General features: G+C 72.3%; 20 protein-coding genes. 8 read left to right on the top strand and 12 right to left on the bottom strand.

Going from position 1 to position 21,675, the window contains the following annotated elements; genetic code table 11:
- The first annotated feature begins 83 nt into the window (after nucleotides 1–83).
- From OEIGOIKO_RS37025 to lnt, 4 genes are all read left to right on the top strand, one after another.
- Nucleotides 84–2,396: a heavy metal translocating P-type ATPase gene (locus tag OEIGOIKO_RS37025; RefSeq protein ID WP_125057697.1), complete on the top strand. Its 2,313-nt coding sequence runs from the start codon at nucleotides 84–86 to the stop codon at nucleotides 2,394–2,396.
- Nucleotides 2,397–2,732: 336 nt separating this feature from the next.
- Nucleotides 2,733–4,649, top strand: coding sequence for an ABC transporter ATP-binding protein (locus tag OEIGOIKO_RS37020; RefSeq protein ID WP_125057696.1), 1,917 nt, complete (start codon nucleotides 2,733–2,735; stop codon nucleotides 4,647–4,649).
- 103 nt (nucleotides 4,650–4,752) lie between these two features.
- Entirely contained in the window at nucleotides 4,753–5,283 is a 531-nt protein-coding gene (locus OEIGOIKO_RS37015; protein ID WP_125057695.1) for a nuclear transport factor 2 family protein, read from the top strand.
- Nucleotides 5,284–5,366: 83 nt separating this feature from the next.
- Complete coding sequence (lnt, locus tag OEIGOIKO_RS37010; protein WP_246177793.1) at nucleotides 5,367–6,914, top strand: apolipoprotein N-acyltransferase; 1,548 nt, start codon at nucleotides 5,367–5,369, stop codon at nucleotides 6,912–6,914.
- A gap of 24 nt (nucleotides 6,915–6,938) precedes the next feature.
- Here lnt and OEIGOIKO_RS37005 read toward each other — a convergent pair whose 3' ends face one another.
- Nucleotides 6,939–7,688, bottom strand: coding sequence for an SDR family NAD(P)-dependent oxidoreductase (locus tag OEIGOIKO_RS37005; RefSeq protein WP_125057694.1), 750 nt, complete (start codon nucleotides 7,686–7,688; stop codon nucleotides 6,939–6,941).
- A gap of 94 nt (nucleotides 7,689–7,782) precedes the next feature.
- Between OEIGOIKO_RS37005 and OEIGOIKO_RS37000 the strand changes: the two genes are divergently transcribed.
- Nucleotides 7,783–8,391 (top strand): TetR/AcrR family transcriptional regulator, encoded by a 609-nt coding sequence (locus OEIGOIKO_RS37000; protein ID WP_125057693.1) that lies wholly within the window; start codon nucleotides 7,783–7,785, stop codon nucleotides 8,389–8,391.
- Nucleotides 8,392–8,490: 99 nt separating this feature from the next.
- On the opposite strand, the gene OEIGOIKO_RS36995 is transcribed toward OEIGOIKO_RS37000, so the two are convergent.
- The gene (locus OEIGOIKO_RS36995; RefSeq protein WP_125057692.1) at nucleotides 8,491–9,396 is read right to left on the bottom strand and encodes a Gfo/Idh/MocA family protein; all 906 of its coding nucleotides are present in this window, start codon (nucleotides 9,394–9,396) and stop codon (nucleotides 8,491–8,493) included.
- Between the two features lie 340 nt (nucleotides 9,397–9,736).
- Between OEIGOIKO_RS36995 and OEIGOIKO_RS36990 the strand changes: the two genes are divergently transcribed.
- Complete coding sequence (locus tag OEIGOIKO_RS36990; protein ID WP_246177790.1) at nucleotides 9,737–10,231, top strand: hypothetical protein; 495 nt, start codon at nucleotides 9,737–9,739, stop codon at nucleotides 10,229–10,231.
- Here OEIGOIKO_RS36990 and OEIGOIKO_RS36985 read toward each other — a convergent pair.
- The 7 genes from OEIGOIKO_RS36985 to OEIGOIKO_RS36955 all read right to left on the bottom strand — a co-directional run bounded on the left by OEIGOIKO_RS36985 (nucleotide 10,219) and on the right by OEIGOIKO_RS36955 (nucleotide 15,914).
- Nucleotides 10,219–10,851 carry a hypothetical protein gene (locus OEIGOIKO_RS36985; RefSeq protein ID WP_125057691.1) on the bottom strand — a complete coding sequence of 211 codons (633 nt, stop codon included), beginning with the start codon at nucleotides 10,849–10,851 and terminating at the stop codon, nucleotides 10,219–10,221. The genes OEIGOIKO_RS36990 and OEIGOIKO_RS36985 overlap by 13 nt on opposite strands.
- Before the next feature lie 109 nt (nucleotides 10,852–10,960).
- Nucleotides 10,961–11,638 (bottom strand): uracil-DNA glycosylase, encoded by a 678-nt coding sequence (locus tag OEIGOIKO_RS36980; RefSeq protein ID WP_125057690.1) that lies wholly within the window; start codon nucleotides 11,636–11,638, stop codon nucleotides 10,961–10,963.
- Between the two features lie 144 nt (nucleotides 11,639–11,782).
- Nucleotides 11,783–12,748, bottom strand: a complete 966-nt coding sequence (locus OEIGOIKO_RS36975) for an aldo/keto reductase (RefSeq protein WP_125057689.1) — start codon at nucleotides 12,746–12,748, stop codon at nucleotides 11,783–11,785.
- 210 nt (nucleotides 12,749–12,958) lie between these two features.
- Nucleotides 12,959–13,729 (bottom strand): SDR family oxidoreductase, encoded by a 771-nt coding sequence (locus tag OEIGOIKO_RS36970; RefSeq protein WP_125057688.1) that lies wholly within the window; start codon nucleotides 13,727–13,729, stop codon nucleotides 12,959–12,961.
- Between the two features lie 17 nt (nucleotides 13,730–13,746).
- On the bottom strand, nucleotides 13,747–14,508 hold the full coding sequence (gene fabG / locus OEIGOIKO_RS36965) for a 3-oxoacyl-ACP reductase FabG (protein ID WP_125057687.1): 762 nt from the start codon (nucleotides 14,506–14,508) through the stop codon (nucleotides 13,747–13,749).
- 189 nt (nucleotides 14,509–14,697) lie between these two features.
- Nucleotides 14,698–15,093, bottom strand: coding sequence for a DUF3037 domain-containing protein (locus OEIGOIKO_RS36960; protein WP_125057686.1), 396 nt, complete (start codon nucleotides 15,091–15,093; stop codon nucleotides 14,698–14,700).
- Nucleotides 15,090–15,914 carry a HipA family kinase gene (locus OEIGOIKO_RS36955; RefSeq protein ID WP_125057685.1) on the bottom strand — a complete coding sequence of 275 codons (825 nt, stop codon included), beginning with the start codon at nucleotides 15,912–15,914 and terminating at the stop codon, nucleotides 15,090–15,092. Before OEIGOIKO_RS36955 ends, OEIGOIKO_RS36960 begins: the two co-directional genes overlap by 4 nt.
- A gap of 866 nt (nucleotides 15,915–16,780) precedes the next feature.
- Between OEIGOIKO_RS36955 and OEIGOIKO_RS36950 the strand changes: the two genes are divergently transcribed.
- Nucleotides 16,781–17,482 (top strand): ABC transporter ATP-binding protein, encoded by a 702-nt coding sequence (locus OEIGOIKO_RS36950; RefSeq protein WP_125057684.1) that lies wholly within the window; start codon nucleotides 16,781–16,783, stop codon nucleotides 17,480–17,482.
- A 221-nt stretch (nucleotides 17,483–17,703) separates the two neighbouring features.
- On the opposite strand, the gene OEIGOIKO_RS36945 is transcribed toward OEIGOIKO_RS36950, so the two are convergent.
- On the bottom strand, nucleotides 17,704–18,708 hold the full coding sequence (locus OEIGOIKO_RS36945; RefSeq protein WP_246177788.1) for a ParB/RepB/Spo0J family partition protein: 1,005 nt from the start codon (nucleotides 18,706–18,708) through the stop codon (nucleotides 17,704–17,706).
- Nucleotides 18,709–19,643: 935 nt separating this feature from the next.
- Nucleotides 19,644–19,967, bottom strand: coding sequence for a hypothetical protein (locus OEIGOIKO_RS36940; protein WP_125057683.1), 324 nt, complete (start codon nucleotides 19,965–19,967; stop codon nucleotides 19,644–19,646).
- A 265-nt stretch (nucleotides 19,968–20,232) separates the two neighbouring features.
- Between OEIGOIKO_RS36940 and OEIGOIKO_RS36935 the strand changes: the two genes are divergently transcribed.
- Complete coding sequence (locus OEIGOIKO_RS36935) at nucleotides 20,233–20,979, top strand: thioesterase II family protein (protein WP_125057682.1); 747 nt, start codon at nucleotides 20,233–20,235, stop codon at nucleotides 20,977–20,979.
- Nucleotides 20,980–21,208: 229 nt separating this feature from the next.
- Here the strand turns inward: OEIGOIKO_RS36935 and OEIGOIKO_RS36930 are convergent, their stop codons facing one another.
- On the bottom strand, nucleotides 21,209–21,664 hold the full coding sequence (locus OEIGOIKO_RS36930; RefSeq protein ID WP_125057681.1) for a hypothetical protein: 456 nt from the start codon (nucleotides 21,662–21,664) through the stop codon (nucleotides 21,209–21,211).
- Between the last annotated feature and the right edge of the window lie 11 nt (nucleotides 21,665–21,675).

Raw genomic sequence — 21,675 nt, 5'->3', positions numbered from 1 at the left:
CGGTAATACTTGAAGACGTCTTCATGTGTTCGGCTATGGTGTCCGGGTTCCGTCCCCGCGCCCCCTCCCGCACCGAGGTATCGATGACGTCCACGTCCCGTCACGGCCGTACGCAGCAGCCACCGGCCACCACCGCGCCGTCGACCGGCCGGCCGGCTCCCGCCACTCCCCCGGCCGCACCACCTGCCGCACCACCTGCCGCGCCCCTGACCGTGGCCCCGACGGCCCCTGCTCCCCCGCCCCGCCCCCGCCGCACCCGCCTCTCCGCTCTCCCGGAGGTGCGCTGGGCGGCCCTCGCCGCCCTCGCGTTCCTGCTCGCCTTCCCCCTCGACCTGGCGGGCGCTCCGGCGTGGGCGTGGGGGCCGCTCTACGCGGTGTGTTACGCGGCCGGCGGCTGGGAACCTGGCCTCGCGGGCCTCCAGGCGCTGCGCGAACACACCCTCGACGTCGATCTGCTGATGGTCGTCGCGGCGGTCGGCGCGGCGGGGATCGGGCAGTTCCTCGACGGCGGCCTGCTGATCGTGATCTTCGCGGCCTCCGGTGCCCTGGAGGCCCTGGCCACCCGGCGCACCGAGGATTCCGTGCGCGGCCTGCTCGACCTCGCACCCTCCACCGCCGTACGGCTGACGACCGACGGCCGGGAGGAGACCGTCGAGGCGGCCGCACTGCGGGTGGGCGACACGGTGCTCGTACGCCCCGGAGAGCGGCTGCCCGCCGACGGCACGGTGCTGGCCGGCGCGAGCGAGGTGGACCAGGCCACCATCACCGGCGAGCCGCTGCCGGTGGACAAGGCCCCGGACGACGAGGTGTTCGCGGGGACGCTGAACGGCACCGGCGCGCTGCGGGTACGGGTCGGCAAGGACGCCACCGAGTGGGCGATCGCCCGCATCGTGGCCATGGTCGAGGAAGCCGGCCGGACGAAGGCGCCCACCCAGGTGTTCGTCGAGAAGGTGGAACAGCGGTACTCCGCCGCGGTGGTGGCCGTGACCCTCACCCTGTTCGCGGTGCCCCTGTTCTTCGGCGCGGACTTCACCACCACCCTGCTGCGGGCCATGACCTTCATGATCGTGGCGTCGCCGTGCGCGGTCGTGCTGGCCACCATGCCCCCGCTGCTGTCCGCGATCGCCACCGCGAGGCGGCACGGCGTCCTGGTCAAGTCGGCTGCGGCGATGGAGCGTCTGGGGGCGGTGACGCGGGTCGCGTTGGACAAGACCGGCACGCTCACCGAGGGCGCGCCGCGTGTCGCCGGGGTGCGTCCGCTGGGCAGCGGCGGTACGGACGAGGCGCGTGCCCTCGCGCTCGCCGCCGCGGCGGAGCAGCCCAGCGAACACCCGATCGCCCGGGCGGTGGTCGCGGCCGCGCGGGTGCGGGGGCTGCGGGTGCCCGGCGCGTGCGCGTTCTCGTCCACGCCGGGGCAGGGCGTCCGCGCCGTCGTCGAGGGGCGCACCGTACGGGTCGGCAGCCCGGCCGGGCTTCTGAGCGCGGGGGTGTCGGGGAGCGGGGAAGGGCTCGCGGAGGAACAGTTGCGCGGGGCGCGCGCCGTCGCGTCGGAGATCGAGGCTGCCGGACAGACAGCGGTGGCTGTTCTCGTGGACGGCCTGCCCGTAGCCGTACTGGCCCTCACCGACCGGCTCCGCCCCGGCGCCCCCGATGCCGTGGCCCGGCTCCACCGCCTGACGGGAGCTGAAGCTCCCCCTGGACCTGGAACCGGAGCCGAACCTGGACCTGGAACCGGAGCCGAACCTGGACCTGGAACCGGAGCCGAACCTGGACCTGGAACCGGAGCCGGACCTGGAACCGGAGCCGGACCTGGAACCGGACCTGGACCTGCAGCCGGAGCCGGCCCTGAAGCCGGAGCCCGCACCGGCGCTGAAGCTGAGCCGACATCCGAAGCCGGCGTAACCCTGCTCACCGGCGACAACGCCCGCGCCGCCCGCCGTACCGCCGAGGAGTGCGGCATCACGGACGTACGGGCCGGACTGCTGCCGCAGGACAAGGCAGCCGCGGTCCGTGCCTGGCAGGACGCCGGGGCGAAGGTGCTCATGGTCGGCGACGGGGTGAACGACGCGCCCGCGCTGGCCGCCGCGCACAGCGGCGTCGCCATGGGCCGGGTGGGTTCCGACCTGGCGCTGGAGACGGCCGACGCGGTGGTGGTGCGCGACGAGACCGGGGCGGTGCCGACGGTCGTCGCCCTCTCCCGCCGGGCGCGCCGGCTGGTGGTGCAGAACCTCGTCATCGCGTCCGTGTGCATCGGCGCGCTGGTCACCTGGGACCTGGCCGGGCACCTGCCGCTGCCGCTGGGTGTGCTCGGGCACGAGGGGTCGACCGTCCTGGTCGGCCTCAACGGGCTACGGCTGCTGCGCGCCGCAGCGTGGCGGCGCGCGGCGGACGCCTGAGGCGGGCGGCGATCGTCGGGGACTCAAGTCGGACGGCAGGCACCTGAGGCGGGCCGCAGGCATGGTGGTGGGCGGCAGGCGGCGGGCGCCCGAAGCGGGCGGCAGGCGCTGAAGCCCGCCACCCGCGGCCCCGCACGCCCAGCCCCCCGCCGGCGCGCACCCGGCGCGCACCCCCTCCCGTACGCCGCCCTGCACCCCACCTCCTCCGGCTCGCGGCGCGCCGACAAGGGAATCCCTTGACCTCAACATTGGTTGAGGTCTTAGCTTCGGGCATGTCGCCGGTCACCACGGCCCGCGATCGACCACGTGCCGACCACGCCGCCCCGGAGGACCGCGATGGACATGGAAGTCACCGCCTGGCACTCACTGCACAGTGCCTCGTACGCGCAGCAGGGCAAGCGGACCTTCTCCCGCTCCACCCTGCGGCGCATCGTCGCCTTCGCCCGGCCGCACCGGCGCCCGCTGACCTGGTTCCTGCTGCTGAGCACGGTGACCGCCGTACTGGCGGTGGCCACCCCGCTGCTCGCCGGCCGGGTGGTCGACGCCATCGTCGGCGGCGAGGCGGCCGCCACGGTGCTCGGCCTCTCCGGGCTGATCGCCGCCATCGCACTGGCGGAGGCGGGGCTCGGCCTGCTGACCCGCTGGCTGTCGGCGAGCCTGGGCGAGGGGCTGATCCTGGATCTGCGGACCACCGTCTACGACCACGTGCAGCGGATGCCGGTCGCCTTCTTCACCCGTACGCGGACGGGTGCCCTGGTCAGCCGCCTGAACAACGATGTGATCGGCGCACAGCGGGCGTTCAGCGACACGCTGTCCAGTGTGGTCGGCAACGTCGTGACGCTGCTGCTGACGCTCGCGGTGATGCTGAGCCTGTCGTGGCAGATCACGCTGATCGCGCTGGTGCTGCTGCCGGTGTTCGTGCTGCCCGCGCGCCGTGTCGGCCGCCGGCTGGCCGGGCTGCGCCGGGAGGCGTCCGATCACAACGCCGCGATGGGTACGCAGATGACCGAGCGGTTCTCCGCGCCGGGCGCCACCCTCGTCAAGCTGTTCGGCCGCCCGGCCCGGGAGTCCGCCGAATTCGCCGCGCGGGCCCGGCGGGTGCGGGACATCGGGGTCCGTACCGCGATGGTCCAGACGTACTTCGTCACCGCGCTCACCCTGGTCTCCGCCCTCGCCCTGGCCGTCGTCTACGGCCTCGGCGGCTTCCTGGCGCTGCGCGGCCACCTCGAAACCGGCGCGATCGTCTCGCTGGCCCTGCTGCTGACCCGCCTGTACGCGCCGCTGACGGCCCTTTCCGGCGCGCACACCGAGGTGATGAGCGCGCTGGTCAGCTTCGAGCGGGTCTTCGAGGTGCTCGACCTGAAGCCGCTGATCGAGCAGAAGCCGGACGCCCGTGCGGTGCCGGACGGGCCGGTCTCGGTGGAGTTCGACTCCGTACGCTTCGGCTACCCGGCCGCCGACAAGGTCTCCCTCGCCTCCCTCGAAGAGGTGGCGACCCTCGACACGCGGGGCGGCGCCGAGGTGCTGCACGACGTCTCCTTCCGCGCGGAACCGGGCCAGATGGTCGCCCTGGTCGGCTCATCGGGCGCGGGCAAGTCGACGATCGCGCAGCTGCTGCCGCGGCTGTACGACGCGGACACCGGCGCGGTACGGCTCGCCGGCGTGGACGTACGCGACCTGACGGCCGACTCGATCCGCGACACCCTCGGCATGGTGACCCAGGACGGGCACCTCTTCCACGACACGATCCGCGAGAACCTGCTGCTGGCCAGGCCCTCGGCAGGCGAGGAGGAGCTGTGGGACGCGCTGCGCCGGGCCCGCCTGGACGGTCTGATCGCCTCGCTGCCCGACGGTCTGGACACGGTGGTCGGCGAGCGCGGCTACCGGCTCTCCGGCGGTGAACGGCAGCGCCTGACCATCGCCCGTCTGCTGCTGGCCCGGCCGCGCGTGGTGATCCTGGACGAGGCCACCGCGCATCTGGACAACACCTCCGAGGCAGCGGTGCAGGAGGCCCTGGCCGAGGCGCTGGAAGGCCGTACGTCCGTGGTCATCGCGCACCGCCTGTCGACCGTACGGGCCGCCGACCTGATCCTGGTGGTCGAGGACGGCCGGATCGTGCAGCGCGGCACCCACGACGCGCTGCTCGCGGCGGGCGGGCGCTACGAAGAGCTGTACCGCACCCAGTTCGAGCAGGCGCGGACCTCGGCCGAACGGGCGGCACGCGAAGCGGCGGCACCGGCCTCGGCCCACTGACCGGCCGGCCACCCGCCCGCGTGGGCCCCGCCTCCGGGCGGGGCCCGTGGCCGTACCGCCCCCGGCCCTTGGCGGACACGCACGCATGCCGAACACTGAGGCGATGACCCAGCGTGCGGAACACACCACTGTCATGGACCGCCTCGCCATCGACGACCTGGTCACCGGCTACGCGATCGCCGTGGACGACGGCGACTGGACCGCCTACCGGGCCCTGTTCGTCCCCGAGGGGCGGGTCGACTACCGCTCGGCGGGCGGCATCGCGGGCAGCGTCACCGTCGTCGCGGACTGGCTGGCCGAGATGATGCGGCGCTTCCCGGTACGCCAGCACCTGATCGTCAACCGGCGGATCGGCATCGAGCTGCGTGACGGCGGCGCGCCCGGCGACACGGCCACCGTGCAGGCGGACTACCTCAACCCGATGCACCTCGCGGGCCCGCACGACGCGCCGACCGGCACGGCCGCCGACCTGCACGGCACGCGCGCCGGCGCGAACACCGGCGCGGCGGCCGCCCCGAACTACACCTGCGCGGGTCGCTACGCCTTCGCCGCCCGCCGTGCCCCCGAGGGCTGGCGGCTGAGCGAGGTCGTCGTCCACGAGAAGTGGCGGCAGTTGGTCCCGGCGCGGAGCTGACGGACCGCGCCCGCCTGCTGTCCATGATCGGCCGACGCGCGCACACTGGGTGCTGCGGTCCGACGTCCGACGGAGGGAGCGGTATGCGGGAGGCGGCCGGCTGGTGGGAGAAGGCGCTCGCGTCGCCTTGGGGGCGCGGTGCCGCCGCGGTCGTGGCCGGGGCGCTGCCCGCGCTGGCGTTTCCGGCGCCCGCCCTGTGGTGGCTGGCGTACGTCGCCCTCGTCCCGTGGCTGCTGCTGGTGCGCTCGGCCCGTACGAACCGGCGGGCGGCGCTGGACGGCTGGCTCGGCGGCGCCGGATTCATGCTGGCGGTGCACCACTGGCTGTTGCCGAGCCTGCACGTCTTCATCCTCGTCCTGGCGGCGCTGCTCGGGCTGTTGTGGGCGCCCTGGGGCGTACTCGTACGGCACCTGCTGCACGGCGCGCCGGGCGTGCGCCGGTGTGCGGCGGCCCTCGTCCTCGTACCGTCCGGCTGGCTGATGGTGGAACTGGTCAGGTCCTGGGAGTACTTGGGCGGCCCGTGGGGGCTGCTGGGAGCCAGCCAGTGGCAGGTGCCGCCTGCCCTGCGCCTCGCGTCCATCGGCGGGGTGTGGCTGCTGAGTCTGGTCATCGTGTCGGTCAACACCGCGCTCGCCGTACCCGTCGCCCTGCCGCGCGCCCGCGTCCCTGCCGTGGCGGGCCTCCTCGTCTGCGCGGTCGGCGGCGGCGCGGCATGGCTGTGGGCGCCGGTACCTCGGGCGGCGGGCAGCGTCCGTATCGGCGTCGTCCAGCCTGGCGAAGTCGCGGGCGCCGAAGCACGGATAGCGCGCGGCGAGGCGCTGACCCGCTCGCTCGCGGGACGCGGCGTCCAGCTGGTGGTCTGGGGAGAGAGCAGCGTCAACCGCGACCTGACCCGCAGCCCGGCCATGGCGGCCCGGCTCGGCGCGCTCTCCAAGGACGTGGGCGCCGACCTCCTGGTGAACGTCGACGGGCGGCATGCCGGCCAACCCGGCATCTACAAGAGTTCCGTCCTGGTCGGCCCGCACGGTGCGACCGGCCACCGCTACGACAAGATGCGGCTGGTCCCCTTCGGCGAGTACATCCCGCTCCGCTCCGTACTGGGCTGGGCGACGCACGTCGGCAAGGCCGCCGACCAGAACCGCATGCGCGGCACCCGGCAGGTACTGATGCCCGTCGGCTCGGCGGGCGGACTGCGCGTCGGACCGCTGGTGTGCTTCGAGTCGGCGTTCCCGGACATGAGCCGCCAACTGGTGCACGACGGCGCTCAACTGCTGGTCGCACAGTCCTCCACGTCGACCTTCCAGGACAGCTGGGCGCCCGCGCAGCACGCCTCACTGGCCGCGCTGCGCGCCGCCGAGACCTGGCGACCGATGGCGCACGCCACCTTGACCGGGGTCAGCGCGGTGTACGGGCCGCGGGGGGAACCGGTGGGCGACCGGCTCGGCACCGAGCGCGGCGCGGCAGCCGTGTACGACGTGCCACTGGCCGAGGGCACCAGCCCGTACGTGCGTCTCGGTGACTGGGCGTTGTACGGAGCGATGGTGGCGCTCGGCGTGTACGCGGTGGTGAAGGGGGCACGTGCGCTCTCTTCACCCCGGGGCGCGCGCGAGGGTGGGACAGCTGACAGCTGACAGCTGCCGCCGGGAAAGGAAGCGTCAGATCTGATTCTCCCCACCGTCGACATACAGGTTGGCACCGAGGACGTAGCTGCTCTGCCCGGAAGCGAGGAAGGCGACCGCCGCGGCGACCTCCTCCGGGCGCCCCATCCGGCCCATCGCCACACCAGCGGCGAGGTTCGCCCGGACGCCGGGCGCGTGCTGCTCGCCGAACAGGTCCGTGATGCCGGTGGTGTCGATCGGGCCCGGCGAGACGGCGTTGACCCGGATGCCGCGGCCCTTCAGTTCGTTGGCCCAGGTGCGGGCGAAGGACCGGACGGCGGCCTTTGAGGCCGCGAACACGCCGAACGCCTCCGTGCCGTTGCCGGCCGCGGTGGAGGCGTTCAGGATCACCGAGGCGCCGTCGTTGAGCAGCGGCAGCGCCTTCTGCACGGTGAACAGCGTGCCCCGCACGTTGACCGCGAAGGTCCGCTCGATCTGCTCCTCGGTGACCTGCTCCAGAGTCGCGAGCGAGGCGGTCGCCGCGTTCGCGAAGACCACGTCCAGACCCCGACCCCGGGCGCGGACCGCATCGTACAGGCGATCCAGGTCGGCCAGGTTCGTGATGTCACCCGCCACGGCGGTGACCCGTGCCGCGCCGATGGTTTCCACCGCCGCGTCCAGCTCGGCCCTGCGCCGTCCGATGACAAAGACGTGCGCGCCCTCGTCCGCCAGCCGTACGGCGCTGGCCAGGCCGATCCCGGTGTGCCCGCCGGTGATCACCGCGGTCCTGCCTTCGAGCTGTCCCATGGGGATGACCTCCACAGAGTTCCGTACCGATCGATACGGAACGGGAACGTAGCACATCTGCACCGCCCGGTACGGAAGAGGTAGGGTGGTCTGTATGGAGACGCGACAGAAAGGGCCGATCGGCCGGCCGAGGGGCTTCGACGCGGACGCGGCCCTCGAACAGGCCATGCGGGTCTTCTGGGAACAGGGCTACGAGGGCGCCAGCCTCACCGACCTGACCAACGCCATGGGCATCACCCGCACCAGCATGTACGCGGCCTTCGGCAACAAGGAGGACCTGTTCCACAAGGCCCTGGAGCGCTACTCCGAAGGCCCCGCCTCGTACGGGGCCCGGGCCCTGCAGGAGCCGACCGCCCGGCAGGTGGCCACCGCGTTCCTCAACGGCTCCGTCCGGACCACGACCCAGCCCGACTGCCCCTCCGGATGCCTGGGCGTGCAAGCCTCCCTCGCCGCCGGCGCCCCGGGGCGCAACGCCCGCGACGCCCTCGTCGCCTGGCGCGAAGAGGGGATTTCCCAGCTCCGCGACCGGTTCCGGCTGGCCGTCGCCGAAGGCGACCTGCCGCCCGGCACCGATCCCGGACTGCTCGCCCGCTACATCATGACCGTCGCCAACGGCATCGCCGTCCAGGCCGCCGGCGGCGCCACCCGCGACGATCTCCAGCAGGTGGCCGACATGGCGCTGCGCGCCTGGCCGCCCGCCTGACGGCGCGGCCGGCCCGGACGGCCGACGGCCCGGCCAGTGCGTGACGCAAGCGCCACAAACGCTACGGAAGCGCTGGTCACAGCCTCCAAGGGCGCTGCCTCACGCCCCCTGCGCCAGCGCCTCACGGATCACCCGCTCGCACAGCTCATGCGTACGCAGCGCGTCCTCGGCCGAGACGAACCGGCCCGCTCGCACGTCGTCCAGGAACGCGAGCACGATCTGCTCGATGCCGCGCTGCCGGGCCACCGGCACCCAGTCGCCGCGCCGCCGGACGCTCGGCTGCCCCTTGTGGTCGATGATTTCGGCGAGGTTGACGACCTGGCGCTTGGTGTCCTGGCCGGACACGTCCAGGATCTCCTCGGCGGAACCGCTGAGACGGTTCATGCTGCCGATGGCGCTGAAGCCGTCGCCGGAGAGGTGCAGCACCACGTGGTGCATCAGACCGTCCTGGATCTTCGCCCGCACGTCGACGTGGTCGACGGTGCCGGGCGCCAGGAACCGCAGCGTGTCGACCACATGGATGAAGTCGTCCAGCACCAGCGAACGCGGGTCCTCCGGCAGGCCGACCCGGTTCTTCTGCATCAGGATCAGGTCGCGGGGGTGCTCCAGGCACTGCGCGTAGCCCGGCGCGAAGCGGCGGTTGAAGCCCACCGCCAGGCTGACGCCGCGCCCCTCGGCGAGCCGCACGATGCGCTCGGTCTCGGCCAGCTCGTAGGCGACCGGCTTGTCGACATAGGTCGGCACCCCGGCCTCGACCAGACGGCCGACGATCTCCGGGTGCGCGGCGGTGGGCGCGTGCACGAACGCCGCGTCCAGGCCGGCGGCGAGCAGCCCGTCCAGGTCGGTGTGACACTGGCCGGCCGGCAGGCGATACGTTCCGGCGACCCGTTCCAGGGTGGCCGGGGTACGGGTCTGGAGGTGCAGCTCGACACCGGGCTGCGCGCCGAGCACCGGCAGATACGCCTTCTGTGCGATGTCGCCGAGTCCGATGCAGCCGACCTTCACGCGTACTCCCTGGGTTGCGCCGCCGCGGGCCGCCTGCGCGGGCCGGCGCGCCGGACGTGCCGATGATGCCGCCCCGCCCCGATGCCGTACGGCCATCGCGCCGGGCACGCCGGTGGTGTGCCCGGCGCCCCGGAAGCATACGTGCCGCCCGGCGCACGGCGACCTCCCGGTCCGCGGCGGCCGGCCGGCGGACAGCGGGCGCCCGGCCCGGTCCGCACGCTTGCCCGGCCGGCCGGCTCGCCCGGCCGCTCGCCCACAGGCGGCGTCAGGTCAACACCGTCCGTCACGTTCACCCCTGCGGGGCCTTCCCAACGGAGGCCGGAATCGGCAGAGTTGGCCGGTGTTCCGTATTCCCGCAGCGACGCTCCTCATGCTGACGACGGCGGCGACGGCAGCCGTCACCACCGGCTGTGTCACCGTCGCCCACCGGCCGGCCCCCGAGAGTCTCCTGCCGCGCCCCGTGCTGCCCGCCCCTTCCGTCGAGCCCAACGGGCCGGAGGTCAGTCGGCCCCCGGCGCGCGAGCGGCCGGCGACACCGCCCGGATCCGCCGCACAGCGGCCGGCCCCCGCCCTGCCTTCTGCGCCAGGAGCCCAGCGGCCGCAGCGGCCGGAATCCGCGGCAGCGGACAAGAAGAAGGGAAAGGGCGTCGGCCGGAGTGCCCGGGGCAAGCCCGAGGCTCCCCGTTCCCGCCGCTACGGTCCGCCGTGGCCGCGCGCCGAGCACCGCCGCCCGGCCGCCCCGGCCCCCGGCCTGTGCAAGCTGGCGCGCGAATACGGACGCTGGCAGGACGACGACCGGGCCGACACCCTCTGCCGCGACGTCTACGGCGACTGACCTCCCCCACCGCCCGCATCATCCGTCCCCCCTGCGCCTCGTGGTCCCCCTGTATCTCCCGTATCGCCCGCGCCCGCACCGCCCCGCCCGTCGGCCTCCCCTCCCCCGCCGTCTTCGCCCGAACCGGCGATCCGAGCCCCCAGCCGTTCGATCGCCTGTCGCACGCCGCGGCCGTACTCGTCGTCGGCCAGTGGAGCCGCCGTTCGCCGGGCCCGGTCGAGTTCGGCGCGGGCCTCGCCGGGGCGGTCCATGGCGGCGTAGTCGGCGGCGAGGCTCAGATGGAGGGAGGGCAGCAGCGCCGCCACCGCCGGAACGGACCGGCCCGACGGCGCCTGCCGCTCCCCGTCCCGGCCCGCCGCCCGCGCGGCCTTCGCCTGCCGCGCCGTTTCGAGCGCGGTGAGGTCCCAGTCCAGCTCGTCGGCCGGGTCGTCCTGCGTGTCGGCGAGGTAGTGGGCGAGCGTGCAGCGGTGGAACGGGTCGCCGTCCGGACCGATCTCGGCCCAGAGCCGCGCCAGGCGGTTGCGGGCCTCCTCCCGGTCGCCGCCCCGGTGCAGCATGACCGCCTGCCCGATGCGGGTCAGGACGACATCGCCGCCGGCCCTCGCACGCTGATCGTCCACCGCCGCACTCTCCCGCCCTCGTCCGCGCCACGTCCGGCCTGCCTTTCCCGACGCTAACCGGCGCCCGGCGGTACCGCGCGGTGTGCGCGGCACGCCGCGGCCGCCCGGCTCAGCCCAGGTCGGGGATCCGCCAGTCGATCGGGGTGTGGCCCTGCGCGGCGACGGCCTCGTTTATCCGGGTGAAGGGCTGGGAGCCGAAGAACTTCTTCGCGGACAGCGGAGAGGGATGCGCGCCCTCCACCACCGCGTGCCGCGCCGTGTCGATCAGCGGCAGCTTCTTCTTGGCGTAGTTGCCCCAGAGCACGAACACCACCGGGTCGGGACGGGAGACGACCGCCTTGATCACCGCGTCGGTGAACTTCTCCCAGCCCTTGCCCTTGTGCGAGTTGGCCTCGCCCGCCCGGACCGTCAGCACCGCGTTCAGCAGGAGCACGCCCTGGCGGGCCCAGGGCATCAAGTACCCGTTGTCCGGGACCGGGTGGCCCAGCTCCTCCTTCATCTCCTTGTAGATGTTGCGCAGCGACGGCGGCGTCTTGACGCCGGGCCGCACGGAGAAGCACAGCCCGTGCCCCTGGCCTTCGCCGTGATACGGGTCCTGTCCCAGGACCATCACCTTGACCTGGTCGTACGGGGTGGCGTCGAGGGCCGCGAAGACCTCCTCGCGGGGCGGGTAGACCGGCCCCTTCGCCCGCTCCTGCTCAACGAACTCGGTGAGCTCCTTGAAGTAGGGCTTCTCCAACTCCTCGCCGAGGACGCCGCGCCAGGACTCGGGCAGCATGTCGGTCATCACTGAGCAACCTCCGGTGTGCGATCCGTTCTCGGCAATGAACTTACCGGCGACCACTGACAACGCCCGCACGCCCGCCCTCCGCCCGCCGCGCGCCCGCCTCCGGCCCGGCCCCCGTCCGGCTCCTGCCCGCCCCGCGCCCGCTCACGCCGTATCGAGCCGTGCCCGCTGCGCCGCGTCCAGTCGCAGATCCAGCGCCGCCAGGCACTCGTCCAGCTGTGTCACCGAACTCACACCGAGGACCGGTACGACCGGCACCCGGCCGCCCGTCAGCCAGGCCAGCACCACCTGGTTCACGGTGGCCCCGGCCTCCGCCGCGACCTCCTGGGCGACCCGCAGCCGCGCCACCGACCCGGGGTGGTCGTACCGTTCGGGCAGCGGCTGCTCCGGCCGCGCGTACCCGCCGTGCATCAGCGTCGAGTAGCCGAGCAGCGTCAGGTCGTCGTGCGCGGCGGCGTAGTCGAGCAGTTCCTCGTCGGTCTCCCGCTGGAGGCCGGACTCCGCGTCGTACCGGGGCCGCAGATAGGTGTGCCGCTGCTGTACGGCGCGGAAGCCGGGCAGGTTCCGCGCACCGGCGATGTGGCGGGCCTCGGCGAGCCGCCACGTGGCGTGGTTGCTGGCCCCGAGGACGCCCACGATGCCGTCCCGCACCAGGCCGGCGAGCGCCCCGACGGTCTCCTCCAGCGGTACGGTCCGGTCCTCGACGTGGGCGTAGTACAGGTCCACCCGGTCGGTGCCGAGCCGCCGCAGACTGCCGTCGACGGCTTTCCGTACGGCCTTCTCGCCCAGCCCTTCCAGGTTGGCGGGCCACTCGGGACCGCGGGACGGGTCGGGGCGCGCACCGGCCTTGGTGGCCAGCACCGTACGGTCCCTGGCGCCCCGGCTGCGCAGCCAGCGTCCGAGCAGCAGCTCGCTCTCGTCGCCGGTCGCGCCCGGCACCCAGCAGGCGTAGTTGTCGGCGGTGTCCAGGAAGGTGCCGCCCGCCTCGGCGAAGCGGTCGAGGACGGCGAACGCGGTCGGTTCGTCGACAGTGGTGCCGAACGGCAGGGTGCCCAGGCACAGGGTGCTGATCGTGGGCCCGGTACCGCCGCCGAGGGTGCGGTAGCGCATGGTGGGTCTCCTTCGTGAGGCGCGCCGTGAGCCCGTACGCGTACGCACGGCCCGGAACGGCTGCGGTGCCGGTCCGCAACCGGACCGGCACCGCAGACCCTGCCTCTTGGAGTGCACATCAACGCAAGCGCCCCTGGAGCTTCCGCGCACAGGCGCGCACCCCCGCACGCGCTTGCTGACCGCGCGCCTCCGCCTACCCTTGCGCCGCCCTCACACGCCCGCGTTGAGGAACAGCCCGCCGTCGACCTGGAGCGTCTGCCCCGTGACCCAGCCGGCGGCGTCGGACAGCAGGAACGCCGCCGCGCCCCCGATGTCCTCCGGGACGCCGAGGCGCCCCATCGGGTAGCCCGCCGCCGCCTCCTCCTCGCGGTTCTCGTACAGCGCGGCCGCGAACTTGGTCTTGACCACCGCGGGGGCGATGGAGTTGACCCGTACCGCCGGCGCGAACTCGTGCGCCAGCTGGAACGTCAGGTTGATCATGGCGGCCTTGCTCATGCCGTACGCGCCGATGAAGGGCGAGGCGGAGACGCCGGCGATGGAGGCGATGTTGACGATCGCGCCGCCGTTGTCCTTCTGCCACGCGTGCCAGGTGCGCTGCGCGAAGCCCAGCGCGGAGACGACGTTGGTCTCGAACACCTTGCGGGCGACGTTCAGGTCGAGGTCCGCGATCGGGCCGAAGACCGGATTCGTACCGGCGTTGTTGACGAGGTGGTCGACGCGGCCGAACGCCTCCATGGCGCGCTCGACGGCGACGCCCTGGTGGGCCTCGTCGTGCGCCTTGCCCGCGACACCGATGACGCGGTCGGCGCCCAGCGACTCGACGGCCTCCTTGAGGGCGTCCTCGTTGCGGCCGGTGATGCAGACCTTGTCGCCGCGCGCCACGAGCGCCCGCGCGATGCCGTACCCGATGCCCCGGCTGGCGCCGGTGACCAGCGCCGCCTTGCCGGAGAGCGGGGGCAGCGGGTTGTCCTGTGCGGTCATCTTCGTCGCCTCCGGCGTCAGTTGAGCGGTCCGCCGGCGACGTACAGGACCTGGCCGGAAACAAAACCGGCCGCCTCGCCCGTGAAGAAGGCGATGGCGTTGGCGATGTCCTCGGGCCGGCCGACGCGCTGGACCGGGATCTGGGTGGCGGCCGCGGCCTGGAAGTCCTCGAAGCCCATGCCGACGCGCTCCGCGGTGGCGGCGGTCATGTCGGTGACGATGAAGCCGGGGGCGACGGCGTTGGCGGTGACGCCGAACTTGCCCAGTTCGAAGGCGAGGGTCTTGGTGAAGCCCTGCAGACCGGCCTTGGCGGCCGAGTAGTTGACCTGGCCGCGGTTGCCGAGCGCCGAGCTGGAGGAGAGGTTGACGATCCGGCCGAACTTGGCGTCGACCATGTACTTCTGGCAGGCGCGCGACATCAGGAACGCGCCCCGCAGATGCACGTTCATGACGGTGTCCCAGTCGCTGTCGCTCATCTTGAACAGCAGGTTGTCACGGAGTACGCCCGCGTTGTTGACCAGCACGGTCGGCGCGCCCAGCTCCGCCGCGACCCGCGCGACCGCCGCCTCCACCTGCTCCGCGTCCGAGACGTCGCAGCCCACGGCGAGCGCCCTGCCGCCGGCCGCGGTGACCTTCTCGACGGTGTCCTTGCAGGCCGCCTCGTCCAGGTCGAGGACGGCGACGGCGCGGCCCTCGGCAGCCAGGCGTACGGCGGTGGCCGCGCCGATGCCGCGGGCCGCGCCCGTCACGACGGCTACGCGCTGCTCGGTGGTGGACATGCGGGGTTCTCCTCACCCTCGAAACCTCGACGAGCGGTCCGCCGCACCGCAACCACAGGTGAGCAACCGCTTAGTAGCTTCAGCAGGGGTGACGCTAGAAGCCCGGCCACCCCCTGTCAACGCCTCCCCGGTGCACTCGCGCACTTCAGGGCGGCCACCGGGCCCCGTACGGGCCGACGGCCGGCCCGCTCACCTCACCAGCAGGTCGAGCAGCCGCTCCGCCTCCCCGGACGGGTCCACGGTCAACCCGGTGTGCACCGGTCCGGGCTGGACGACGGTGCTGCGCGGTGCGATCAGCCACCGGAAGCGCCGCCCCGCGTCGTCACCCGCAGCCTGCCCGGCCCGCTCGCCGCCCAAGCAGATCCCCTCGACGGCACGCAGCGCCGCCTTGACGCCTTCGATGTCGGCCGTCGCGTCGAGCGCCCGCAGCCGCCCCTCGTCCAGATGCGTACGCGCCTCGACGAAGCGCCGGGCGCGGCAGTACACGACCACCCCCGCGTTGATCATTTCGCCGCGTTCGACCCTCGGTACGACCTTGAGCAGGGCGTACTCGAACACGTCGCGTCCGTTGTGCAGGCCGCTCACTTCACTGCCCTCCGCGGCAACTCGGTCGCCAGCCAGCCCGGCACCCTGGAGGGCCCGTCCTTCGTGGGTTCCCCGACACTGATCCGCTCACCGATCACCGGGGCACGGCCCAGCAGGGCCCGTACGTACGCGGCACGCAGCTCGTCGGGCGAGTCGAAGCCCGGCTCGTCCGCCAGCCACTCGTCCGGCACCGCGGCCGTGACCTCGGTCAGCAGCTCCTCGGTGACCAGCGGCGCGAACTCGGCCGCCGCGGCCTCGATGTCCGGTCCGAAGCTCGCCAGCACGTGGTCGGAGGCGTCGTACGGCTTGGCCGCCGACTTCTCGGCGGTGGGCCAGTTGTGCTGCCAGATCATCGTGGCGCCGTGGTCGATGAGCCACAGCTCACCGTGCCAGACCAGCAGATTCGGGTTGCGCCACGACCGGTCCACGTTGTTGATCAGCGCGTCGAACCACACCACCCGGCCCGCCTCACGCGCGGACACCTCGAAGGCCAGCGGATCGAACCCGAGCGATCCCGGCAGGTAGTCCATCCCCAGGTTCAGCCCGCCACTGGCCTTCAGCAGCTCCTGCACCTCCTGGTCGGGCTCGCCCATCCCGATCACCGGATCCAGCTGCATCCGTACCAGCTCCGGCACCCGCAGCCCGAGCCGGCGCCCCAGCTCCCCGCAGACGACCTCGGCGACCAGGGTCTTGCGCCCCTGCCCCGCCCCGGTGAACTTCATGACGTAGGTACCGAGATCGTCGGCCTCGACGATCCCCGGAAGCGACCCGCCCTCACGCAAGGGCGTGACATAGCGGGTCGCGATGACTTCGGACAACATGCGGATCAGGCTACTTCCTGGGCTTCGTCGCAGGTCAGCGGCGTACGGGTGAGACAGTACGCCGGTTTCGATGCAATCATATCGGTTCAGCCGCATCGAATCCGTTCCGGTCGCCACCTTCGACCGGGAGGGTCCCGAAGAGACTGGGGGGAATTCGGGGAGATTCACTCTTCAATCAAAACCTCCGTACGGCGGTGGTAACCGGGCCGGCCCACGCCCCGGCCCGCTGGCTTCCGCGGGAAAGCGCCGGAGCCGGGGCCGCCCGCGAAGTGCAGAACTCCGCGCGCTTTTGGGCATTTCCGGGGTGGCGAGCGGGGGCGCAGGACTGCCGGCAGGCCACTCGGCGGACCGGCGGACCGGACAAGCCTTTGCGCCCGGGAGTTGCGCGGCAGGCCCCCCGTATCAGGTCCGCACCGAGAGCGCCGCTTCCCCACCGGGCAGGGTTCCGGTCCCGGCGGGCAGCGCGAAGGAACAAGTCGTGTGCTTCCGGTGCGGGATCCACGCGGTCCGTACAAGACGGTCGGCGGCGCACTTCGGACGCGGACGCACACTCGCCGCGGAAGACTCCATTCATCCCACGGCACCGTATTCGGGATCCCTGCCCGCCCGGCGCCGGAAGTACTCACCGGCTCGCGTAGGATATGAATCCTTTGGCGCGATTCTTTCGGTGCGTGAATATCTGGCCCATGGGACCGGCAATTGAGTGTGGCTGGCCCCACCGGGTACGGGGCATAGTGGGATAGCAGACGCGAGCAGCCGCACCGTACGTTTCCCGTGCCCGGCCGACACCGCCCCACCGCAGGCCGGCGATTGAACGAGCCGCACGAGCCATGCGACATTCCATGAGGGCCGCGAAGGGATACGTCATGTCCGCAGTCATTGAGGTGCAGCATCTCCGCAAGTCCTACGGTGACCTCGTAGCCGTCGACGACGTGTCGTTCAGCGTCGAGGAAGGTGAGGTCTTCGGCATTCTCGGCCCGAGCGGCTCGGGGAAGAGCACGATCGTGGAATGCGTCAAGGGGCTGCGGAGCCGGGACGGCGGCGACATCAACGTGCTCGGCCTCGACCCCCACCAGGACCGGGCCGAGGTGACCCGGAAGCTGGACGCCCAGCTGCGGGCCGGGTGTTCGCCGGAGCGGATGCGTCTCGCCGAGGCGCTGTCGCTCTACAGTTCCTTCTACCGCGATCCGGCGGACTGGGGGCGCCTGCTGGCCACGCTGGGCCTGGCCCCGGAGGACGGGCCTGACGAAGGGGCCGACGGGGCGGCGGACCTCTCCACCGTGCTGCCCCTGATCGGCAACCCGCAGGTGGCCGTCTTCGACGAGCTGACCACCGAACTGGACCCGCGGTCCCGGCAGGACACCTGGGAGCTGATCGAGAGCGTGCGGGCCAGCGGGCTCACCATCCTGATGGTCACCCGGTTCCTGGAGGAGGCCGTGCGGCTGTGCGACCGGGTCGCGCTGATCGACCAGGGTCGCATCAAGGCCTCCGGCACCCCGGCCGGGCTGGCCGACCACCTCAGGGCCGAGCGTTCGGCCGGACCGGACCTGCGCCTTTCGCCGCGCTGAGCCGGCTGAGCCGGGTGCCGCGCGAAGGCGAGCCGATCGTGGTCATCCGCGCCGGCGAGGCGCCCGGCCGGAGCCCGCGTGTCCGCTGCGCCGCGCCGGTGCCGGAAACGCCGGAGGGCGGGGCCGGCCGCACGATGACGGTGCGGCCGGCCCCGCCCTCCGGCCGGGCATGCCGGGCCCCCGGGGAGAGGGCCCGGACCGTCCCGACCTGTCGGGTCCGGTCAGTCCGGGTTCACGATCCGGGCACGTCTGTTCAGTTCCTGCGCGAACCCGTCCCAGATCTGCGAGTTGCGCCGGGACAGCTCCACGATCAGCTCGATGCAGTGCGAAGGCACCGAGGCACAGATGTCGTTCATCTCGCTGGCCCCCAGCACGTTCTCCCGGAACATCCGCAACAGCCGTCGGCCCAGCTCGCTCTGACGCAGCGACGGGTCGCGCATGAGCTTGTCGAGCGTGGCGGCGGTCGGCGGGGCGGCGACCGGTACGGGGGGCGGGTCCACCGGCTCGGGCTTGGCGGGTCCCGCCTCGCCCCTGCTGCGGCTCCGCTGGCTGGGGACGGGCTGGTCACCGCGTTCCAGCCGACGGCGCACGTCCAGCGCGGTGGCCGGCGACACCCCTGCCGACCGGGCCACTTGGCGCAGCGAGGCGTCGGGGTTGTCCCGCATCAGCTCCGCCACCCGCAACCGGCCCTGCGCCCCGTCCAGCGGGCGGACCTTGCCGTCCCGTCCGACGCGGAAGTCCGACTGCGGTACGGAGTCGGACGAGCGCCGCAGCTGCGCGACCGTCCGGGCGCCCAGCCCGGTGGACTTGGCGATGGCCCGGTCGGCCATGGTGGGGTGCGACTTGAGTATGCGCAGCGCTGCCGCCGTGCGGTCGGCCTGTGACAGCGGGAGGCCGTGTTCGACGTTTGCCTCGACGCTTTTGAGGAAAGCCTCTTCGCGGCTTCCGTCGAAGAATCTGACATCGATGTCTTTCTGGCCCTTGAGGGAGGCGGCCATCAAGCGGTGCAAACCGTCGATGACGCACATGGTGCGCCGGTCGACCAATATGGGGGGCAGCGTGCCCTCTATCGCGGCCAGCCGCAGCACATGTCCTTTGTCCTCACCTGTCAGGCGGGGTGAGTCTCCGGGGAGGACCTGGATGATCGGGACCGAGACAATCTCCGGCTCGCCGCCTCTCCGGCCGGCGACTCCGGCCGCTGTTCCGACTGTCTGTGCGAGACTCACCACTGCTCCCCTGACAACTACGTAACATCATCATGTGCAGCCAAACGCCAACAGTGGTCGTGTGTACGGGACTTGAGGCGTACCAAGGTCAGTTGCGGTATGCCCCGAGAGCCGTCCGGACCTCCCCCGAGTTCACGGTTGCTCACGCTGCTTATTCAGGTCACCTGACGCGGGGCCGAACGTTTCGCATGCCATCGAGGAAGCAGAACCGTCATCAACTCGACAACCCTTTCGCCGATTACCACCAGGTACTTGACGACAATGCGCGGTACGCGCGGGCAACGCCGTCGAAATGGCTCGTGACTCCACGATGAACACCGCACGACAGTCATCGCCGCCGTGCGGCGATAACGCCTGCACGTCCAACCGGATGCCGCGATCCTATCCCCTTCCTCCCGCTTGGTGGAGGTCCGGGACAAGCGCGCAGAGTCGGGCGCGACGCGAAGCGCCCTGCCGTCCGGCCTGTTCCGACCCCGAAGACGGTACCGGCCGCCACCTGGTTCCATGTACGGGGAATCCATCGCGTCACCGCACCACCGGCCCGGCGGACGGACTTTGCCCCCGCGGCCGACGCCGGGGCCACTGCCCCACGGGGTCGAATGCGAATGACCGTACCCGGTGTTCAACTGATCCCACCGTTCAACCGGGGCTTCGCGAAACGGACTGCGCACGAAGGACGCTCAACCGTGCGGCGGGCATCGGTTGAACAGTCGGCCGAGGAGCGGCGGTCGTCGATTCGCGCCGGGGGCGGCTCCGGCGGGCACGCGAAAACGCAGCGAGGCCGGGGCCAGGGCGACTCAAGAACTTCGGCCTGGATTCCAGCGCTTCGCTGCGTTCGGGGCAGCCGCCTCGGCGGCTACGGGCATCCGGGGGCGGGGCGGCGGCCCGTGGGTCGTGCCCGCCCTCATGGACGCCCTTGTCTCGTGCTGAGCCTTCTACTTGCCGGCGGGCTCCTTGACCACCTCGCCGACCAGCACGTCCCCGTCCGCTGCGGCGGGGGGCTGCGGAACGGCCGGCACGGTGAGGCCGGGCACGGTGAGGTCAGGGACCTTCTTCACCGTCTCCAGGGCCGTTTCGATCGCCTCGGCCAGCGAGGGCGCGGCCGTGTCGTCGAAGTCGACCTTCGTCACGGTGACATCGGCGTCGGTGGGAAGCGTGTCGGTCGCGAAAGTCGCACCGGAGAAACCCGCTTCCTTCAGAAGTTCCCCCTCCTCGTCCGTGATCTCGCGACTCAGGACCAGGGTGAATTTGTGCCCCATGTACGTCACCTCTCAATGTCGCCACATAATGCGGAACAGTAACCGGGGTCATCGGGACGACACAACAGGCGGCCACGTTCCCTCCTTTATACAAATACCACCGCGGTGCGGGCGCCTTCGCCGTTCAACCGTGCTTTTCCCACAGTTGACCGGGTACCTTCGGGGCCGGGTGCGTGACCGTGATCGGATGCCTTGCAGGTGTTCCGGCAAGTGGTTACGTTTTTCTCCCACTTGACGATTCGACATGACTACCTTCAGGAGCGGCATGACCCAGCCTTCGCCCGGAGACGAAGTGTGGTGCAGGCGTTTTCACCCTGCCGACAAGCCGACCGCCCGGCTGGTGTGCCTTCCGCACGCGGGCGGGTCCGCGCCCTTCTTCCTGCCGGTGGCGGCGGCGCTGAGCCCGGACGTCGACGTCGTCGCGATCCAGTACCCCGGCCGGCAGGACCGCCGCGCGGAGGCGCCCGTCGACGACCTGTCGGTGCTCACCGACCGTATCCACCAGGTACTCCGGCGCCAGCCCGACCTCCCGCTCACCCTCTTCGGCCACAGCATGGGCGCCGTCATCGGCTTCGAACTGGCCCGCCGTCTGGAGGCCGACGGCCGGCCTCCGGTGCGGCTGCTCGCCTCCGGGCGGCGCGCGCCCGGCACGTACCGGGACGAGACCACCTTCACCAGCGATGCGGCGATCATGGCGGAGGTGCGCCGGCTCAGCGGCACCGCGGCCGCCCTGCTGGACGACGAGGAGATGATGCGGGCCGCGCTGCCCGCGCTGCGCGCCGACTACCGGGCCATCGAGGCGTACCGGTGCGGGCCGGACGCCGTCGTGGACACTCCGATCACCGTACTGACCGGGGACAACGACCCCAAGACCACGCTGGACGAGGCGAAGGCGTGGGACCGGCACACCCGGGGCGGCTGCGATCTGCGGGTGTTCGCCGGCGGGCACTTCTTCATCAGCGAGCGCGCTGCGGAGGTCATGCAGGTCCTGAAGGAGCACTTCCGAAAGTAAGGCGTACGCCGCGTCGGCCGACCCGGTGCCGCAGCATGAAGGCCCCGTGCCTCCGAAGCGGGTGGTTGCGGGGCCTTCGTGCTGCGGCGGTCCGCCGCCGCGGGGAAGGGGCAGGGCCGGATGCACGGGGGACGCATCCGGCCCTGCCTGGTGTGCGGACGTGGTGCCGTCCGCGTGCCCGTCCGCTCCTGGTCCCGGCCGGGCCGGGTCCGTCGCGGAGGGCCGGTCGTCAGGCCTTCTTCTTCTTGGCCAGCTTGGGGAAGACGTTGCGCACCGCGGCCCCGCGGGTGAGGACCGCGGCACCGACCAGGGCCAGGGCGGAGACGCCCTGCATCGCGGCGTACCAGGGCGGGCAGAGCCCGGGGATCAGGTCGACGACGATGATCGCGATCGGCAGGATCACGGTCACCGTGCCCAGCCGGTCGTACTGGCGCGCGTCCCCCTGTGCCGAGCGGGTGGCCATCCGGTGGAAGAGCGGCCAGACGAGCAGCAGGATGGACCCCCGGATCCACATGAAGGGGCTGGCCTCGTTCCCGGTGATGGCCATGGCGGCCACCGTGCCGAGCACGATGACGCTGATCACGCCGTACAGCCCGATGAACTTGTGCACCTTCTTGAAGGTGTCCTGGACGCGGGGGTCCTCGTAGGTCTCCGGGGCCGTCGTGGTCGCGGTGGTGTCCGCCATGTCGTTCTCCT

Source organism: Streptomyces paromomycinus, assembly GCF_003865155.1.
Taxonomy (GTDB): domain Bacteria; phylum Actinomycetota; class Actinomycetes; order Streptomycetales; family Streptomycetaceae; genus Streptomyces; species Streptomyces chrestomyceticus.
This window is presented reverse-complemented; position numbering and strand designations above follow the sequence as displayed.

Bases quoted from the DNA above. Each gene is read 5' to 3' on its own strand.
- OEIGOIKO_RS37005 (WP_125057694.1), bottom strand. From the start codon at position 7,688: ATGGGACAGCTCGAAGGCAGGACCGCGGTGATCACCGGCGGGCACACC.
- OEIGOIKO_RS37015 (WP_125057695.1), top strand. From the start codon at position 4,753: ATGACCCAGCGTGCGGAACACACCACTGTCATGGACCGCCTCGCCATC.
- OEIGOIKO_RS36970 (WP_125057688.1), bottom strand. From the start codon at position 13,729: ATGACCGCACAGGACAACCCGCTGCCCCCGCTCTCCGGCAAGGCGGCG.
- OEIGOIKO_RS36975 (WP_125057689.1), bottom strand. From the start codon at position 12,748: ATGCGCTACCGCACCCTCGGCGGCGGTACCGGGCCCACGATCAGCACC.
- OEIGOIKO_RS36980 (WP_125057690.1), bottom strand. From the start codon at position 11,638: ATGACCGACATGCTGCCCGAGTCCTGGCGCGGCGTCCTCGGCGAGGAG.
- OEIGOIKO_RS36955 (WP_125057685.1), bottom strand. From the start codon at position 15,914: ATGTTGTCCGAAGTCATCGCGACCCGCTATGTCACGCCCTTGCGTGAG.
- OEIGOIKO_RS36950 (WP_125057684.1), top strand. From the start codon at position 16,781: ATGTCCGCAGTCATTGAGGTGCAGCATCTCCGCAAGTCCTACGGTGAC.
- OEIGOIKO_RS36940 (WP_125057683.1), bottom strand. From the start codon at position 19,967: ATGGGGCACAAATTCACCCTGGTCCTGAGTCGCGAGATCACGGACGAG.
- OEIGOIKO_RS37000 (WP_125057693.1), top strand. From the start codon at position 7,783: ATGGAGACGCGACAGAAAGGGCCGATCGGCCGGCCGAGGGGCTTCGAC.
- fabG (WP_125057687.1), bottom strand. From the start codon at position 14,508: ATGTCCACCACCGAGCAGCGCGTAGCCGTCGTGACGGGCGCGGCCCGC.
- OEIGOIKO_RS37020 (WP_125057696.1), top strand. From the start codon at position 2,733: ATGGACATGGAAGTCACCGCCTGGCACTCACTGCACAGTGCCTCGTAC.
- OEIGOIKO_RS36935 (WP_125057682.1), top strand. From the start codon at position 20,233: ATGACCCAGCCTTCGCCCGGAGACGAAGTGTGGTGCAGGCGTTTTCAC.
- OEIGOIKO_RS37025 (WP_125057697.1), top strand. From the start codon at position 84: ATGACGTCCACGTCCCGTCACGGCCGTACGCAGCAGCCACCGGCCACC.
- OEIGOIKO_RS36930 (WP_125057681.1), bottom strand. From the start codon at position 21,664: ATGGCGGACACCACCGCGACCACGACGGCCCCGGAGACCTACGAGGAC.
- lnt (WP_246177793.1), top strand. From the start codon at position 5,367: ATGCGGGAGGCGGCCGGCTGGTGGGAGAAGGCGCTCGCGTCGCCTTGG.